The following is a 15,620-nucleotide window of genomic DNA, read 5'->3' on the forward strand; positions in this document are numbered from 1 at the left end:
GATGACTGCGCACGCAAGCCTCAAGCTCTCGACGCTCTGAAGGGGTAAGAAAACCGGGGCGGATCATGAGCCTAACTGAACCGTTTTCACGCATGACGTCAACTCATCAAAACTCGGAAGTTCGATGACGCTAAGTATATAAGCACAGTTCAGCCAACGTTTCCGACGCCAGCCCAACTCTCAGCGCAACCAGATGGGATGATCCAGTGTCCTCTTCCACGCAACCCACCCAAGGCCCCCAGCCCACGCCCCCCGCAGAAGATCTGCCCGGGTTCATCGGCTGGCTGTTTGAGGGTGTCGCCCACGGCGACGGCGGGTTTCCCCTGGAGTGGTATCTGGACCGATCCGAGGACAGAAACGGGTGACAGATATGAACCAGATGAATTTTGATCACGCAACCACCACCACCGCCACTGCCGCGACCGAAGTATTCCCAACCTATCACGCCGAAGAGCTGGCACGCGGCGGCAACCAGGCCCGCATCCTGCTGAACGGCCAGATCTACAGCCTGCGGATCACCCGCGCCGGAAAGCTGATCCTCACAAAATGACCCCTTACGACGAGCCTGCGATAACAGCCCCTCGCGGGGGCGCAACGGTCGGACTGTTGACCGACCTGCCCCCGCTCGAGGCCGCTGCAGTTCGCTTTATGCGCCACTGGTTCAGCGGGCCAGACTCTCGCATGACTGTGCGCAGCGAAATGCAACACGCGCTTGGCCCTGTTCTTGGCCGTCAAGCGTTTGAAAATACAGGACGGCTCTGCAATTTCTGCGCCCATGCAGGTCGGCGCCCACTGGTGCGTCATGGGCTCAGCTGTACATGCCTTGGCGCCGATGAGAGCTGTTTTGCCAATCTCGTGGCGGCAGCGGCACAGGGCCAGACCGATGATGCCAATCTGCTGGCCTCACTGATCGTGGTGCCAAACCAGGCTGTGCAGGCCGCAATCCTGGCCGCCAAAGCGGGCATGGCACTGGAGCATATGACCACAGGGCACAGCGTCGCCGCACCAACACATGAGGTCGCGCATAATCAAATGACCGCGCGCCTGCACTGAAACGGAATTGAATTCGGCCCCGCTGCGCCCTGCCGCAGCGGTCGCCTCACGTGAAGACCAAAACCAAATCCTAAGTAAAAAGTCGAAGGACAGGACAATGAAATCGCATCTCCTCAAAGGCACCGCCATAGCGGCACTGGCGACAGTCGCGGCACCGACATTTGCGGCCGACAAGGCGGGGGTTCTGACGAACTACGCCAATATCGCGCAGGCAAAATATGAGGACAGCCTGGCAACCGCCAAAATCCTGCAGACCGCTGTTGACGCACTGATCGCCGCGCCTTCCGCCGAAAACCTGGAAGCCGCACGCAGCGCTTGGCTTGCTTCTCGCGTGCCTTACCAGCAATCCGAAGTCTTCCGCTTTGGCAATGCCATCGTCGACGACTGGGAAGGCAAGGTAAACGCCTGGCCGCTGGACGAAGGTCTGATCGACTACGTGGATGCCTCCTACGGTGGGCCAACCGACGACAACACGCTGGCCGTGCTGAACGTTGTTGCCAACCCGCAGTTCGAACTGTCCGGCAAATCCATCGACGCCAGCGCCATCACCCCGGCCCTGCTCGAAGAGAGCCTGCACGAAGCAGATGGCGTTGAAGCCAATGTTGCCACCGGCTACCACGCCATCGAATTCCTGCTCTGGGGTCAGGATCTGAACGGCACCGAGCATGGCGCAGGCTCCCGTTCCTGGACCGATTACGCCGCAGGCGCAGATTGCACCAACGGCAATTGTGACCGCCGCGGCGAATACCTGAAGGCTGCCACCGACCTGCTGGTGTCCGACCTGGAATGGATGACCGCACAGTGGGGCGATGCGGGCGACGCACGCACCACGCTGCTGGCTGACGAAGATGCAGGCATCACAGCCATGCTGACCGGCATGGGCTCCTTGTCCTACGGCGAGCAGGCCGGTGAGCGCATGCGCCTGGGCCTGATGCTGAACGACCCGGAAGAAGAACACGATTGCTTCTCCGACAACACCCACAACAGCCACTACTACGACGGTCTGGGCATCCAGAATGTCTACCTTGGTGAATATGTGCGCGTGAACGGCGAGCTGGTCTCCGGTCCTTCGCTCTCCGATCTGGTGGCGGCGCAGGATGGCGCACTCGACAGCGAGCTGCGTGGCAAACTTTCGACCACCATGATGGCTCTGGGCCGCATCAAAACCGCAGCGGAAGCCGGGTTCTCCTATGACCAGATGCTGGAGCGCGGCAACGCGGCTGGCGAAGCCCTGGTGATGGGCGGCGTCAACGGCCTGGTCGATCAGACCCGCTCGATCGAGCGCGTGATCAGCCTGCTGAATGTCGACGGCGTCACCATCGAAGGCTCCGACTCGCTGGATAACCCCGACGCGGTCTTCCACTAAATCAGCACAGCTGCACAGTGCAGCACACACATCTGATCAGGGGCGGCAGTCTGCTGCCCCTGTCACATTCTGGTCAGCGGGCGTGGCAAATTGGCTCGCCCCCTTGCACCTCGCCGCGCAGCTGCGCACCCTCTCGCCAGCCACTCCCTCCCCGCAGTGATCGGGGATCGTCGTAGCTTCGCCAGACAAAAGTGATCAGACCATGATGCATCCTCCCCTGCGCCACCGTTTCCGCCCTGCCCTTGGCTCGGCCACGTTGCTGGCTTTGCTGGCCGTGGCCGCCTTGACCGCAGTAACCGCAGAGCCCGCCAGCGCATTGGATGCCGCCACGACCTCCGGTGCAGAAACAACAGCGGCCACGGGCCTAGCGACAGCATCAGACACCACAACACCCCTCATCGCCCTGCCCCCGCTGGACGATCGCCACCTGAAGGTGATCCCCCGCACGGAGGCAGAGGCTGCCCGCATCGCACCCATCGTTGCCCCCACCCGCAGCTTTGCCAAGGCCGAGCCCTATGAGGCCCGCCCTGCCGGCGCCACCACCGTGCGCGCCCGCAAGGACGACGAAGCCTACTCCCAAAACAGCGCCAACCTCAGCTTCGAAGAAGAGCTGGAATTCAAACTGGGCAATGGGCTGTTCAAAAAGATCTGGGTGCTCTCGCCCGCCTCCACCCTGGCCTCGGACGGGCTCGGCCCGCTCTACAACGCCCGCTCCTGCCAGCGCTGCCACCTGAAAGACGGCCGTGGACACGTGCCAGAGCAGCCCGATTACCCCTCTGCCACCATGTTCCTGCGAATCTCCATTCCCGGCGAAACGCATCAGCGCATGGCCCATATCGAGGATTACATCGCCAGCGCTCCGGATCCCAACTATGGCCTGCAGCTGCAGGATGTGTCCGCCCCCGCGGTGCCCTCGGAATACCGGCTTGGGGTCGACTATACCGAAACCGCTGTGGCGTTGAACGGCGGTGAAACCGTCCAACTGCAAGCCCCCCGCTACAGCACTCGCGATCTGGGCTACGGCCCGCTCCACCCCGAGGCGATGCTGTCACCACGGGTCGCACCCTCGATGATTGGCCTTGGTCTGCTGGAGGCGATCCCCGCCGCAGAAATCCTCGCCCTCGCCGACCCGGAAGACCGCGACGGTGATGGCATTTCCGGTCGTCCCAATGTGGTCTGGTCGCAAGAGTTCCAGCAGCCCATGCTGGGCCGCTTCGGCTACAAGGCCGGGATCGCCACTGTGCATGAACAATCTGCTGCGGCCTTTTCTGGCGACATCGGCATCTCCACGCCGCTGTTCCCGGCCAATTGGGGGGAATGCACCACCACGCAGACCGCCTGTCGCACAGCACCCCACGGCGGCGGCGATGTGCGCGGCACTGAAATTGATCAGCCCAACATGGATCTGGTGACCTTCTACAGCCGCAATCTTGCCGTGCCCGCCCGCCGCGATATCGATGCCCCCGCCGTATTGCGCGGCAAAGCCCAGTTCTACGACGCGGGCTGCACCAGCTGTCACACACCCAAGTTCGTGACCCACCGGCTCGAAGATCAGCCCGCCCAGAGCTTCCAGTTGATCTGGCCCTACACCGATATGTTGCTGCATGACATGGGGCCGGGCCTGGCCGACAACCGCCCCGAAGCGCGCGCCAACGGGCGCGAATGGCGCACTGCACCCCTGTGGGGGCTGGGTCTGGTCCAACAGGTCAATCCGCGCGCGGGCTATCTGCATGATGGTCGCGCCCGAACGCTGCTGGAGGCGATCCTCTGGCATGGCGGCGAGGCGCAATCCGCCCGCGACGCCGTGATCGCCCTAACACCCGAAGATCGCGCCGATCTCTTGACCTTTCTGGAGTCCCTCTGATGAACCCAACAGTGATGACCCAACCTGTGAAAACCCGATCTGCTGCGCCCAAAGGCACATCCACCACTCCAGCACGGCTGCGTGCCTCGGTTTGGGGCGTTGGCGTGGCAATGGGGCTGAGCCTGCTGGCGCCGACCGGTCCGTTGCAGGCCGAAACCAAAACAGCTGCAACAGCCGCAACACAGATGGCCACCACTGTGCCCGCCTTGGTGACGGATCAGCAGGTCGAATGGATCCTCACCCAGCATATTCTGCCGGGGTTTGATCAATTGGCCAGCCAAAGCGCCGCGCTGGCGCAAACCGCCAACCAGACCTGCCGCCATGATGATCCCGCTCTGCAACAGGCCTTTGCTGACGCCTTTGACGCCTGGATCCGCGTCAATCATCTGCGGTTTGGCCCGACTGAGGCAGAGAACCGCGCCTTTGCGCTGGCCTTCTGGCCGGACACGCGGGGCAAAATCCCCGACGCCCTGCGTCAGGCACTGCTAGCGGATGCTGAAACCACGGCAGGCTTTGCCGATCCCGCTGCCTTCGCCACTCAATCGGTGGCCCTGCGCGGTTTTTACGCGCTGGAATATCTGCTCTATGACGCAACCATCCGCGATGTGGCCGAGCCTGCACAGACCTGCGCGCTGATCCGGGCAATCGCCACCGATATCGCAGCCACCACCGCCGCCATTCGCGCCGATTGGCACACAGGCTACGCCGATCAATTGCGCCGCCCCGGCGACCGCTATCGCAGCGACAGCGAGGTCCGTCAGGAATTGTTCAAAGCCTTGAACACCGGCCTGCAGCTGCTCGGGGATATGCGATTGGGCCGACCGCTCGGTGGCTTTGACAAGCCGCGCCCAAAACGGGCCGAGGCCTGGCGCTCCGCCCGCAGCCTGCATCACATCCGCCTGACCCTGGCCGCGATGGAGCCGCTGGCGCTGGCGCTCGCCGCCGAGGACACCGCATTGGCCGACCAACTGCGCGCTGCCTTCGACAAAGCCCGCGCGCGCGCCGCCGCGCTGCAGGATCCGACGCTGGCCAGCGTCACCATCCCCGCCGAACGCTTCCGCATCGAAACCCTGTTGCAGGATGTGACCGACCTGCGCGAGATCGTTGCGACCGAGCTGGGCCCGCGCCTCGGGGTCAACGCCGGTTTCAACTCTCTCGATGGGGACTGACGCGGTGTCAGAGGCCCGGTCCAAATCTCGCCCTACCGCATCACGGCGCGGCTTTCTGGCCGGGCTGCTGGCCGCAGGCATGGCCCCACAAGCGAGCTGGGCCGATATCGGCAGCCCCGCATATCTGGCGGCAGGCAGGACCATGGATGGCCGTTTTCTGCTGGCAGGCCTCGACCACACAGGCCGGATCCTGTTCCGCCATCCCCTGCCCGCCCGGGGCCACGCCGCCACCGCCCACCCGACACGGCCCGAAGCGGTCGCCTTCGCGCGCAGGCCCGGCCAGTTTGCCGATGTGATCGACTGCCGCAGCGGTCAGGCCCTGACCCGGCTGACGCCGCCGCCGGGCCATCATTTCTATGGCCATGGCACCTATTCTCCGGATGGCAACCTGCTGTTCACCACTGAAAACGCCTTTGAAACCGGAGAGGGGCGCATCGGCCTGTGGGAGGCCAGCACCACCTACCGCCGCATCGGCTCCATCGCCTCCGGTGGTATCGGCCCCCACGATATGCGCCTGCGGCAGGACGCCCCTGGGCTGGTGGTCGCCAACGGCGGCATCCAGACTCACCCCGACAGTGGCCGCGCCAAATTGAACCTGCCCGCGATGCAGCCCAACCTCAGCTATCTGACGCTGGAGGGTGAGGTCGAACACCAGCTGCAGCTGGACGGCGATCTGCGGCTGAATTCGATCCGCCATCTGGCCATGCGCGCCGACGGCACCGTTGGCTTTGCGATGCAATGGCAGGGCGATCCCGGCGCGGATCTGCCCATCGTCGGCCTGCACCGCCCCGGTAGCACCGCCCTGTTGATCGCGGCAGAGGATCCCCGCCTGCGCAATCTGCAGGGCTATGGCGGCTCCATTGCCTTTTCACCCGACGGCCACGAGGTCGCGGTGACTTCTCCGCGTGGGGGCGTGGTACAAGTGGCGGATTGCGCGTCGGCCACATTGTTGCGCGAGCATTGGCTGACGGATGTCTGTGGTCTGGCCACGGATCGGTCGGGGTTTGTGGTCACCACCGGTCAGGGACGTATCGCCCGACTGAGCGCCGGCGCGGTGAAGGATCCAATCGACCATGACCTGGCCTGGGACAACCATCTGATCCCGCTCCTCTGATTCCGTTCATCTGATTCTACGCAGCCTAGCGCAGGCCGAAAGCGCGGTCGCAACACCGCGCAAGTGGCCTGCGTCCTTCACCAGAACTCCCGAATTTACCAAGGCCCGCCGCCGCTCGGGCCACATGAAACGGGGCCAAAGCCCTGATCCCGCGTCGCTTTCGCGCCGGGACCGCTGCTTTCGTATCGCGAAGGCAGCTTTCCTTTTGCGATGAGCGCGCGAAAAACGAAAGTTTTCGCTGACATTTCCTACTGAAAACCCTATAGGTAGCCGTGAAAAGGAAAGCATATGGACGCAACACACCGTCAAAACGAAATCATGGCCCTGCTGTCAACGCAGGACCGGGTCGAGGTCGAAGATCTCGCCGGACGCTTTGGCGTGTCGCTGCAGACCGTGCGCACCGATCTGCGCGACCTCTCGGCTCGTGGGCAACTCAGCCGGGTCCATGGTGGCGCGGTCCGCATCGCCTCGGCCGCCAATCGGGGCTATAATGAACGCCGCAGCCTGAACGCAGACAGCAAACGCGCCATGGCAGCGCTCGCCGCTGAAGTGATCCCAGAAAACTGCTCCATTGCACTGAATATCGGCACCTCCACCGAACAGGTGGCGCGGGCGCTCTCGGGCCATCGGGGGCTGACCGTCCTGTCCAATAACATCAACATTATCAATATGATGATGGAAGACGACAGCAAGGATCTGATCCTTGCCGGCGGCGCCATCCGCAAAAGCGACGGTGCCATCGTGGGCGATGACGCCGTGCGCTTCTTTGCCCGCTACAAGGTGGATTTCGCCATCATCGGTGCCTCGGCCATGGATGCAGATGGCGCCATTCTTGACCATGACGCCCGCGAAGTATCGGTCGCGCGCGCGATCCTGGAAAACGCCCGCAACCGCATATTGGTCTGCGACGGCAGCAAATTCGACCGCGCCGCGCCGGTGCGGATCTGTGATGTGGCAGAGCTGGACACGATCATCACCGATCGCCCGGTTCCGCCCGAGTTCTCCCGCGCGGCAGAGGCGGCAGGCACCCGCCTGCTCTGGACCCGCAATTCCGAAAGCGATTCCCATGTCTGACCTTCATTCCAAATCCGAACTCACCGACCTGTTTGTCATTGGTGGCGGCATCAACGGCTGCGGTATTGCCCGTGACGCTGCAGGGCGGGGGCTGTCTGTTGCACTGGCAGAAATGAACGATCTGGCCTGGGCCACCTCGTCTGCCTCCACAAAACTGTTCCACGGTGGCCTGCGCTATCTGGAGTATTTTGAGTTTCGCCTGGTGCGCGAAGCACTGATCGAACGCGAAGTGCTGCTGAAAGCCATGCCGCATATCTCCTGGCCGATGCGCTTTGTGCTGCCCTTTCATCCAGACATGCGGTTTGACAGCGACACGCCAACCTCCCGACTGCTCACCCGTATCATGCCGTGGATGAAGGGCCGCCGCCCGGCCTGGCTGATCCGCATGGGGCTGTTTCTCTATGATAGTCTGGGCAAACGTGGCATCCTGCCCGGCACCGCCAAGCTTGATCTGGCCAGTGATCCGGCCGGTCGCCCGCTGGATCCGAAATTCAAAACCGCTTTTGAATATTCCGACTGCTGGGTCGAAGACACCCGCCTTGTGGTGTTGAACGCCCGCGACGCCCAGGCCCGCGGCGCTGAAATCATGACCCGCACCCAGGTGACGGGGGCGACCCGCAGCGATGATCATTGGGTGATCGCGCTGAAGGATCTGGCGACCGGCGAAACCTTTGAACGGCGTGCCCGCATGCTGGTGAACGCAGGTGGCCCCTGGGTCGCGGATGTCTTGCGCCAGAAACTGGGCCAGAACAGCCGCGAAAGCGTCCGCCTGGTGCGCGGCAGCCATATTGTCGTGCCCAAGCTCTATGACCACGACCGCTGCTATTTCTTCCAGGGCACGGATGGGCGGATCATCTTTGCGATCCCCTATGAAGAAGACTACACCCTGATCGGCACCACCGACGCCGACCATCCGGATCCCGAAACCGCACCGACCTGCACGCCCGAGGAACAGGACTATCTGGTCAATTTCGCCTCGCAGTATTTCGCAAGCCCGATCAGCCGCGACGATATTGTCTGGACCTATTCAGGTGTGCGGCCGCTCTATGATGACGGGGCCAGCTCTGCCACCGCGGCCACCCGCGAATATGTGCTGAGCCTGGACACCGCAGCGGCACCGCTGCTCAATGTCTTTGGCGGCAAGATCACCACCTACCGCAAACTGGCAGAAGCGGCTTTGGCCAAAATCGGCGAGGCACTGCCCAATGTCACAGGCGACTGGACCGCAGGCGTCACCCTGCCCGGTGGCGAGTTCGCGGTCTCTGATGTGGCTGCAATGATCGCAAAGCTCGCAGCGGATTACCCGTTCCTCAGCCCCTATGCGACCCGCCGTCTGATCCGCGCCTATGGCACCGAAGCCTGGGATGTCCTGGGCGAGGCCCGCAGTGCCGCCGATCTCGGCACTGAATTTGGCGCCACCATCACCGCGCGTGAACTGGACTGGACCATTGCCAATGAATGGGTGCGCCGGGGCGATGATTTCCTGTGGCGCCGCACCAAATTGGGCCTGCGGCTCAGCCCCGAGCAGCGCAGCGCAGTGGATGCCTATGTGGTCGATCAGGTGGAGGCGCGCGCCGCCTGACGGCGGGGCCACCGCCCCCTTTGCACTGCCAGTCCCCTGGGCACTGCCAGCCTGGTTGCACCGCAAGTCTCCTGGGCACTGCCAGTCTGGGCAAGCGCTCTGGACAGCCCGCCCGGATGAATCAACGGAAGGTCATCCGCGGCAGGACATCATGCCCCTCGCGCCGGTGTTTCACCACCGCCGCGACATGCACAACAGCCACGGCGAGCATCCCATAGGCAAGCCAGCGGTGCAGCACTTCGGTGACCTCCTCAACTTCCCATCCCCACAGAACCTCCGTGGTGGGCAGCAGCTTGGGCATGTCGATGCCAAACCAGCTGACACTGTGGCCCCCGAAATCAGTTTCCGCCCAACCAATCGCAATCACCAGCGCAGGCAGCAGATAAAGCGCCAGATGCCCAAGCTGCGATCCAATATGCTCCCACCGCGACAGTCCCGCCACCGGCGCGGGATGGGGCAGCACAAGGCGCAGAGCGATCCGCAAGATCAGCAGAAACGCCAACGTCACCCCGCCGGAGATATGCAGCCCAAACAACAGCTCTTCCAGGGGCGTGTCCTCGCCCACCAGTGACGACATCGCATAGCCGCAGGCCCACATGAAGACAAAGCCCAGCGCCATCAGCCAATGCAGCAGCCGGGCGAGAAAATGATAGCGGTCCATTGGTATCTGCGGCATCTGCGGCATGTGCTGCCCCCTAATGTTGTGTTGTTACGTGGTGTTCGCGTTTTCGACTGCACCGCTATCTGCAAATCCCAACTTCAGCGTTCAACCGGCGATGGCTATGTGGTCGCTCTGCTGCGTGAACGGTCGTGGATCTTTCGCCAGCGGTCGGCTCGACCATTGACGCAGGCCACGCTAGCCTGCAGCTCATGGCTATGCGCGATTTTGCTTTTCTCAGGACGGCGGCTCGACCGCGACCACAGATGGACCCACTAGGAGACCCACAGGATGACCAACAGGGGGGCCTACAGCGGGTCCCACTGCGCCAGATTGCCCTTGCGGCCATCGGCGGTGCGGCCCTGATCGTGGTGTTTGAAGCCGATCACACCGATCACCTGCCGCCCCTCACCGCCTTTGCGCTCTGGGTCACGCATCTGTTTGCCATATTGCTGCTGTTCTTGGCCGCGCTGCGCGCCCTGCAGCGTTTCGGGGTGCCAACGGGGCGGGCCACACTGCTGAGCCTCGCGGTGACACCGCTGCCCTTTGCGGCGCTGTCTTTGATGCTCGATTATGGTTTTGGCAATGCCGAGGGCGAGCTGGCTAACGCGCCCCTGTCCCTCGCGCTGTATCTGGAAGAGCTGCAGGCGGTGCTGCCCGTCTGCCTCACCATCAGTGGGCTCTGCGCGCTGCTCCTGCAAATGCGGCGCAGGGCTGTGACCCGTCCCAGCACAACTGATGACAGCCCAACTGATCCGAACGCGCCGCGGCAGGCTCAGCCCACGACTACAGAGCCAGACACAGAGAAAGGCACGGACAAACACTCACAGAGTGCGCCCGCAGACCTGCCGCTGCATCAATTGTTCGAAGGCGTGCCACCGGCGCTGGGAGAGGATGTCATCCGGCTCCATGCACAGGATCACTACGTCGAGGTGGTGACAACGCAGGGCCGCTGCCTGCTTAGTGTGCAATTCGGGGACTGCATCGCACGTTTGGCGGGACGACGGGGCGCGCAATGTCACCGCTCCCATTGGATCAATCTCGCCCATGTGAAGGATATCCGCCGCAAGGGCAGTGCCTATGTTTGCTGGCTCAGCAATGGCGACAGCGTCCCCGTCAGCCGCCGCCGCTACAGCGCATTGCGCGCAGATCTGCAGCAGAAACCCGCGACACCACCGCAATCACAATCGCCTCTACTTTGACACGCCCTGCACAGAACGGGCCGCCGCGGCACAAAGAACTGAAAGCGCTGGCAGAAATGGTAAAGATAGCGTTAAATCAGTCCCTTACCCCACATATCCGCGCACGCCGCCCTGCAACGCCCAGAAAAAGTATCAGCCCCCCTGCCCCATTGTTTCGCACGCGAAACATTTGGTCAGCACATCTGACATTCTTGGGGCGAGCGCGCCATGACAACTGGCGAACCGATCTCACTAAATCGGTTAGCCATCGTAGTTCTGCGCATCCTCCGACATGGCTTCTGTGGTGACATCTTCGGCGGTGGCGCGATCATCTTTGATCTTTGGCGCACGCTTTTGCCAGGCCGACAGATTGGCTCCAATGTCACGATAAAATGCAGGCACCAATTCCTCCAGATCGACGATGAAATTGACCTGCTGTGCAAATCGCGCGCCAAGCTGTTTGGATTGAAACACAAAGAAGCTGTGCGGCGCCAATTGGTCTTTGCCAACAGAGGCAAGATCAGGGTTGTCCTTTAGGTCTTGGATCAGATGCTGAGTGGGTTCGGATTTACCCGGCCAATGCAGCCGCAGATAGACATCATCCAAACGGTCCAGTTTGACCTGACGCAGCAACCAGTTGACGCGCGCCTTGGTTGATATTTTGTCTTCGGGTGCCCGCAAGGTCATGCCAACATCAATGCTGCGTCGGGCCATGTCGGCAACTACCTGAATGGGCGCAGCAGCGTCCGGCACATCCAATTCCGCCATCAGTTGCCCCTTGTCTCTCAGGCTGGCCAGTTCGTCTTTTGATCGTACAGCCCCATCAGATCGGTGTTTGCGGGACAGGCGTTCAGTCACGTAAGTCTCCGTCATCCGGCTGAGAATGAGTGACAGATCTCGGGTTTCCTGATGCCAGGCGTGGATGACAACCTGCGCTTCTACAGATTTCGCCGGGATCATCCCCCCGCTGGACACCAGCTTGTTCAAGTCCCCCCATTCGCGCGGCATCCGGTCAAACCCTTTCACACCAGCACTTTCATGGCTGAGGAAGCGGCGCAATTCATTCAGAAGCACTTTCTGATCAGCATCCGAAACGGAATCGCGGCTCAGCAGCAAATCGGCTTCGGTCAGTACATGCATCCAGGACCAGTGAAAGACCGGGATCTTGGACCTGCTTTTCATCACCTCTGGCACTGGATGGGTCGAGGGCGTTGTGGCGAACTGGTTGGAAATCGTGATCACGCAGTCGATGTCATTTTCCTTGGCGAGTTGACGGTATCGTTCAATCTGCGCGCCATCCAAAGTGTTGGAGCCCACCTTCGCCTCAACCAATGCACGCCATTCTCTGGTCCCAGTACGCACCACCACAAGGCCGTCGGGCCTGTCCGTCTGCCCGTTGCATGAATTGGCGCAGACCACTTCCGTAAAGGTTTCAATCCGGGAGCGAACCCCAATCCGTTGCCCAAGGCTCGACAGCAAATTGGCCCCAAATTCGTCAACTTTTGCCATACAGGCCAAGACAATGGAGGTCGTGCGACCCTCTTTTGAGGTGGTGGACAAAACCGGGAACAAACGCGCCTGTTCACCCTGTGTGAGAAAATCAGGAAGTTCATCAAACATATCAACACCCATACAATTAACTAGGTGTATCTTTGCCGATGAATACCACTGCGTCAATTGGACGGGTCTATCCCCGGTCGCGGCGCTGCGCTACGCACTAATCAGGCGCCAGGAGCTATGATCCGGTTCCCTCCCGCTATGGCGCACCATTTTGCGTGGAGTGATTGGCCGCAGTCTTGGGGAACATGCGTCGCGCCTGGTACTCTACGACGTTGCTCCGGCCTTCCGCAGGGCCGGTTCCCTGCCGGGCCAGTGGTTACAAAACAGAGCTTGCAGGCAGGTTGTCGCGAACCGATGCCTGCTCAGCCCTGCCAGCGTGGGTTTAGAACTCCACGCCTTTCTGTGCCTTGATGCCCTGGCGGAAGGGGTGTTTGATCTGGCCCATCTCGGTGACCAGATCGGCGATTTCGATCAGCTCTTCCTTGGCGTTGCGACCGGTCAGAACGACATGTGTCATCGGCGGCTTTTCGGTTTCCAGAAACTCCACCACATCAGCGATGTCGATATAGTCATAGCGCAGCGCAATGTTGATCTCGTCCAGCAGCACCATGGTGTTGCGTTCGTCGCGGATCATCTCCTTGGCCTTTTCCCAGCCCTTCTGGGCGGCGGCGATATCGCGGGCCTTGTCCTGGGTCTCCCAGGTGAAGCCCTCGCCCATGGCGTAGAACTGACACAGATGTGAGAAGTTGTTTTCGATCAGCGTGCGCTCGCCAGTCTGCCAGGCGCCTTTGATGAACTGCACCACGGCCGAGGGCATTTCATGGGCGATACAACGCATGATCATGCCAAAGCCCGAGCTGGATTTGCCTTTGCCGGGGCCGGTGTGGACGATGATCAGACCCTTTTCACCATCCTTGTTCTGCATCATGCGATCGCGCGCTGCTTTCTTCTTGGCCATCTTGGCCGCATGGCGTGCCGCTTCTTCCTCAGAAACGTCGTTATCAGACTTATCGCTCACGGGGGCTCTCCTCCTGTTTGCCCCGTGTCTTGACAAAGACGGGGACGATGGCGCAAGGGGGTTTTGTTGGTTCCTGCCGCATGGCAGGCGAAGAGGGAATGTGACAGCCATTGACGCCCGGCGCAAGCGGGCAAATTGGCCAAGCACAGCCGCCCCCGCGACCGTGACCGGAGAGGGCTCTGCTGCCACTGAGGAAACTCGGGAAGGCCAGAGCACCGTCCAGGCCCAAAGGCCCGGGTATCCGCAAGCCGGGAGACCTGCCAACGTGAAATGCAACGGGCGGACGGGGTGTTCCGCGACCGGCAGGAACAGGCGCCTTGGCAGATGCGATGGCGCGCGGTTCTGCTGGCTGTCAGCCCCCAGACGCCTGAACACTGTGGATGCACTGGGATGGAGAGGGTGCGCATGGCCGAGGTAACGCTGACAATTTGTACCACCTGCCGCCGCGGGGAACCGGCGGATGCGGAGGCACCACGACCCGGGGCTCAGATGTTTTCGGCCCTGCAGGAAACCGAGCTGCCCGATGGCATCACCGTGCGCGGTGTCGAATGCCTGTCCGCCTGCAGCCGGGGCTGCACCATGGTGCTGAGCGGTGGTGCGGACCGCTGGAGCTATATCTACGGCGATCTGAACCCAGAGATGCATGTCGATGACATCATCGCCGGGGCCACTGCCTATGCTGCAACGGACGATGGGCTGGTGCCCTGGCGTGAGCGCCCGGTGGTGTTTCGCAAACAATCCATCGCCCGCATTCCTCCGGCGCCCGGATCTGCCGCCGCGCCAGACCAGCCTGCCATTCCCTCTCTGTCCAAGGACTGATTTCCATGAGCGATCTGAACAAAATTCCCGTCACCGTGATCACCGGCTTTCTTGGCGCGGGTAAAACCACGCTGATCCGCCACCTGATGCAGAACCCACAGGGCAAGCGGCTGGCGGTCGTGGTCAATGAATTTGGCACCGCAGGCGTGGATGGTGAGATCCTGAAATCCTGCGCTGATGAAAACTGCCCGGCGGAAAACATCATGGAGCTGGCAAACGGCTGCATCTGCTGCACCGTGGCCGATGACTTCATCCCCACCATCGAACAGCTGATGGATCTGCCCGAAAAGCCCGATCACATCGTGATCGAAACCTCGGGCCTGGCGCTGCCGAAACCGCTGCTGAAGGCGTTTGACTGGCCTGCGATCCGCTCGCGCATCACCGTTGACGGTGTGGTCGCACTGGCGGACGCCGAGGCCGTTGCCAAGGGGCAGTTTGCCACCGATCTGGATGCGGTGCAGGCGCAGCGCGAAGCGGATGAGGGCATCGACCACGAAACACCACTGTCAGAGCTGTTCAAGGATCAGATCTCCTGCGCGGACATCATCCTGTTGTCAAAGGCGGATCTGGCGGGCGAAGCCGGGCTGGACGCTGCTCAGAAGATCATCGAGGCAGAGGCCCCGCGCAAATTGCCGATCCTGTCGATGTCCGAAGGCGTGATCGACCCGCGCGTCATTCTGGGCCTGGAGGCCGCCGCCGAAGACGATCTGGACGCCCGCCCCTCCCATCACGAAAGCCATCACCATCATCACGATGACGACCATGATCATCATCATGATCATGAGCACGATCATCATCACCACGATCACAGCCATGACGATTTTGATACCATCGTGGTCGAAATGGGCGAAGTCGCCGATCCACAGGTATTGCAAGATGCCATCGTGAAACTGGCCCGCGAGCGCAACATTCTGCGGGTCAAAGGCTATGTCGCGGTGGAGGGAAAACCGATGCGGATGCTGGTTCAGGCCGTGGGCGAACGCCTGCGCGCGCAATATGATCGGCCCTGGGGCGATATGGCGCGCCGGACCCAGCTGGTGGTGATCGCCGAGCATGACAACATCGACGCCGCCGCCATTCGCGCCGAACTCGGGGCTTGAGCCATGCTTGCGACCCGTGAACGTCCTGAGCGGAAAGCCATGCGCCCATCCCAGGGTGGGCG

14 protein-coding genes and 1 riboswitch are annotated in these 15,620 nt (G+C 61.9%); of the genes, 11 read left to right on the forward strand and 3 right to left on the reverse strand.

All coding sequences use genetic code 11. The features are described 5' to 3' along the window. Window positions 1–370 precede the first annotated feature (370 nt). The 8 genes from Q0C28_RS14800 (at window position 371) to glpD (ending at window position 9,222) form a co-directional block, all read left to right on the forward strand. A complete protein-coding gene (locus Q0C28_RS14800) occupies window positions 371–550 on the forward strand; it encodes a hemin uptake protein HemP (RefSeq protein ID WP_293576952.1) in 180 nt (59 codons plus the stop codon). Continuing rightward, complete coding sequence (locus Q0C28_RS14805; RefSeq protein ID WP_293576914.1) at window positions 547–1,053, forward strand: hypothetical protein; 507 nt, start codon at window positions 547–549, stop codon at window positions 1,051–1,053. Before Q0C28_RS14800 ends, Q0C28_RS14805 begins: the two co-directional genes overlap by 4 nt. Before the next feature lie 97 nt (window positions 1,054–1,150). After that, on the forward strand, window positions 1,151–2,419 hold the full coding sequence (locus tag Q0C28_RS14810) for an imelysin family protein (protein ID WP_293576915.1): 1,269 nt from the start codon (window positions 1,151–1,153) through the stop codon (window positions 2,417–2,419). A 202-nt stretch (window positions 2,420–2,621) separates the two neighbouring features. Beyond that, the gene (locus Q0C28_RS14815) at window positions 2,622–4,283 is read left to right on the forward strand and encodes a di-heme oxidoredictase family protein (RefSeq protein WP_293576916.1); all 1,662 of its coding nucleotides are present in this window, start codon (window positions 2,622–2,624) and stop codon (window positions 4,281–4,283) included. Next, window positions 4,283–5,452, forward strand: a complete 1,170-nt coding sequence (locus Q0C28_RS14820) for an imelysin family protein (protein WP_293576917.1) — start codon at window positions 4,283–4,285, stop codon at window positions 5,450–5,452. Before Q0C28_RS14815 ends, Q0C28_RS14820 begins: the two co-directional genes overlap by 1 nt. Before the next feature lie 79 nt (window positions 5,453–5,531). Beyond that, entirely contained in the window at window positions 5,532–6,566 is a 1,035-nt protein-coding gene (locus tag Q0C28_RS14825) for a DUF1513 domain-containing protein (protein WP_293576954.1), read from the forward strand. A gap of 288 nt (window positions 6,567–6,854) precedes the next feature. Further along, window positions 6,855–7,640, forward strand: coding sequence for a DeoR/GlpR family DNA-binding transcription regulator (locus Q0C28_RS14830; RefSeq protein WP_293576918.1), 786 nt, complete (start codon window positions 6,855–6,857; stop codon window positions 7,638–7,640). Next, complete coding sequence (gene glpD, locus Q0C28_RS14835; RefSeq protein ID WP_293576919.1) at window positions 7,633–9,222, forward strand: glycerol-3-phosphate dehydrogenase; 1,590 nt, start codon at window positions 7,633–7,635, stop codon at window positions 9,220–9,222. Before Q0C28_RS14830 ends, glpD begins: the two co-directional genes overlap by 8 nt. 121 nt (window positions 9,223–9,343) lie before the next feature. Here glpD and Q0C28_RS14840 read toward each other — a convergent pair whose 3' ends face one another. Then, the gene (locus Q0C28_RS14840) at window positions 9,344–9,898 is read right to left on the reverse strand and encodes a cytochrome b/b6 domain-containing protein (RefSeq protein ID WP_293576921.1); all 555 of its coding nucleotides are present in this window, start codon (window positions 9,896–9,898) and stop codon (window positions 9,344–9,346) included. A 248-nt stretch (window positions 9,899–10,146) separates the two neighbouring features. Between Q0C28_RS14840 and Q0C28_RS14845 the strand changes: the two genes are divergently transcribed. After that, window positions 10,147–11,082 carry a LytTR family DNA-binding domain-containing protein gene (locus Q0C28_RS14845; RefSeq protein WP_293576923.1) on the forward strand — a complete coding sequence of 312 codons (936 nt, stop codon included), beginning with the start codon at window positions 10,147–10,149 and terminating at the stop codon, window positions 11,080–11,082. Between the two features lie 240 nt (window positions 11,083–11,322). Here the strand turns inward: Q0C28_RS14845 and Q0C28_RS14850 are convergent, their stop codons facing one another. Then, window positions 11,323–12,681 carry a hypothetical protein gene (locus Q0C28_RS14850; RefSeq protein ID WP_293576924.1) on the reverse strand — a complete coding sequence of 453 codons (1,359 nt, stop codon included), beginning with the start codon at window positions 12,679–12,681 and terminating at the stop codon, window positions 11,323–11,325. Window positions 12,682–13,003: 322 nt separating this feature from the next. After that, the gene (gene cobO, locus Q0C28_RS14855; protein ID WP_293576925.1) at window positions 13,004–13,639 is read right to left on the reverse strand and encodes a cob(I)yrinic acid a,c-diamide adenosyltransferase; all 636 of its coding nucleotides are present in this window, start codon (window positions 13,637–13,639) and stop codon (window positions 13,004–13,006) included. 50 nt (window positions 13,640–13,689) lie between these two features. Further along, window positions 13,690–13,919: riboswitch (cobalamin riboswitch) on the forward strand. A 125-nt stretch (window positions 13,920–14,044) separates the two neighbouring features. On the opposite strand from cobO, the gene Q0C28_RS14860 reads away from it, so the two are divergent. Together Q0C28_RS14860 and cobW are read left to right on the forward strand one after the other, a co-directional pair. Then, complete coding sequence (locus Q0C28_RS14860) at window positions 14,045–14,458, forward strand: DUF1636 domain-containing protein (protein ID WP_293576927.1); 414 nt, start codon at window positions 14,045–14,047, stop codon at window positions 14,456–14,458. 5 nt (window positions 14,459–14,463) lie between these two features. Next, complete coding sequence (gene cobW, locus Q0C28_RS14865; protein WP_293576929.1) at window positions 14,464–15,558, forward strand: cobalamin biosynthesis protein CobW; 1,095 nt, start codon at window positions 14,464–14,466, stop codon at window positions 15,556–15,558. The last annotated feature ends 62 nt before the right edge of the window (window positions 15,559–15,620 follow it).

This window comes from Phaeobacter sp., assembly GCF_022825805.1.
GTDB lineage: Bacteria > Pseudomonadota > Alphaproteobacteria > Rhodobacterales > Rhodobacteraceae > Phaeobacter.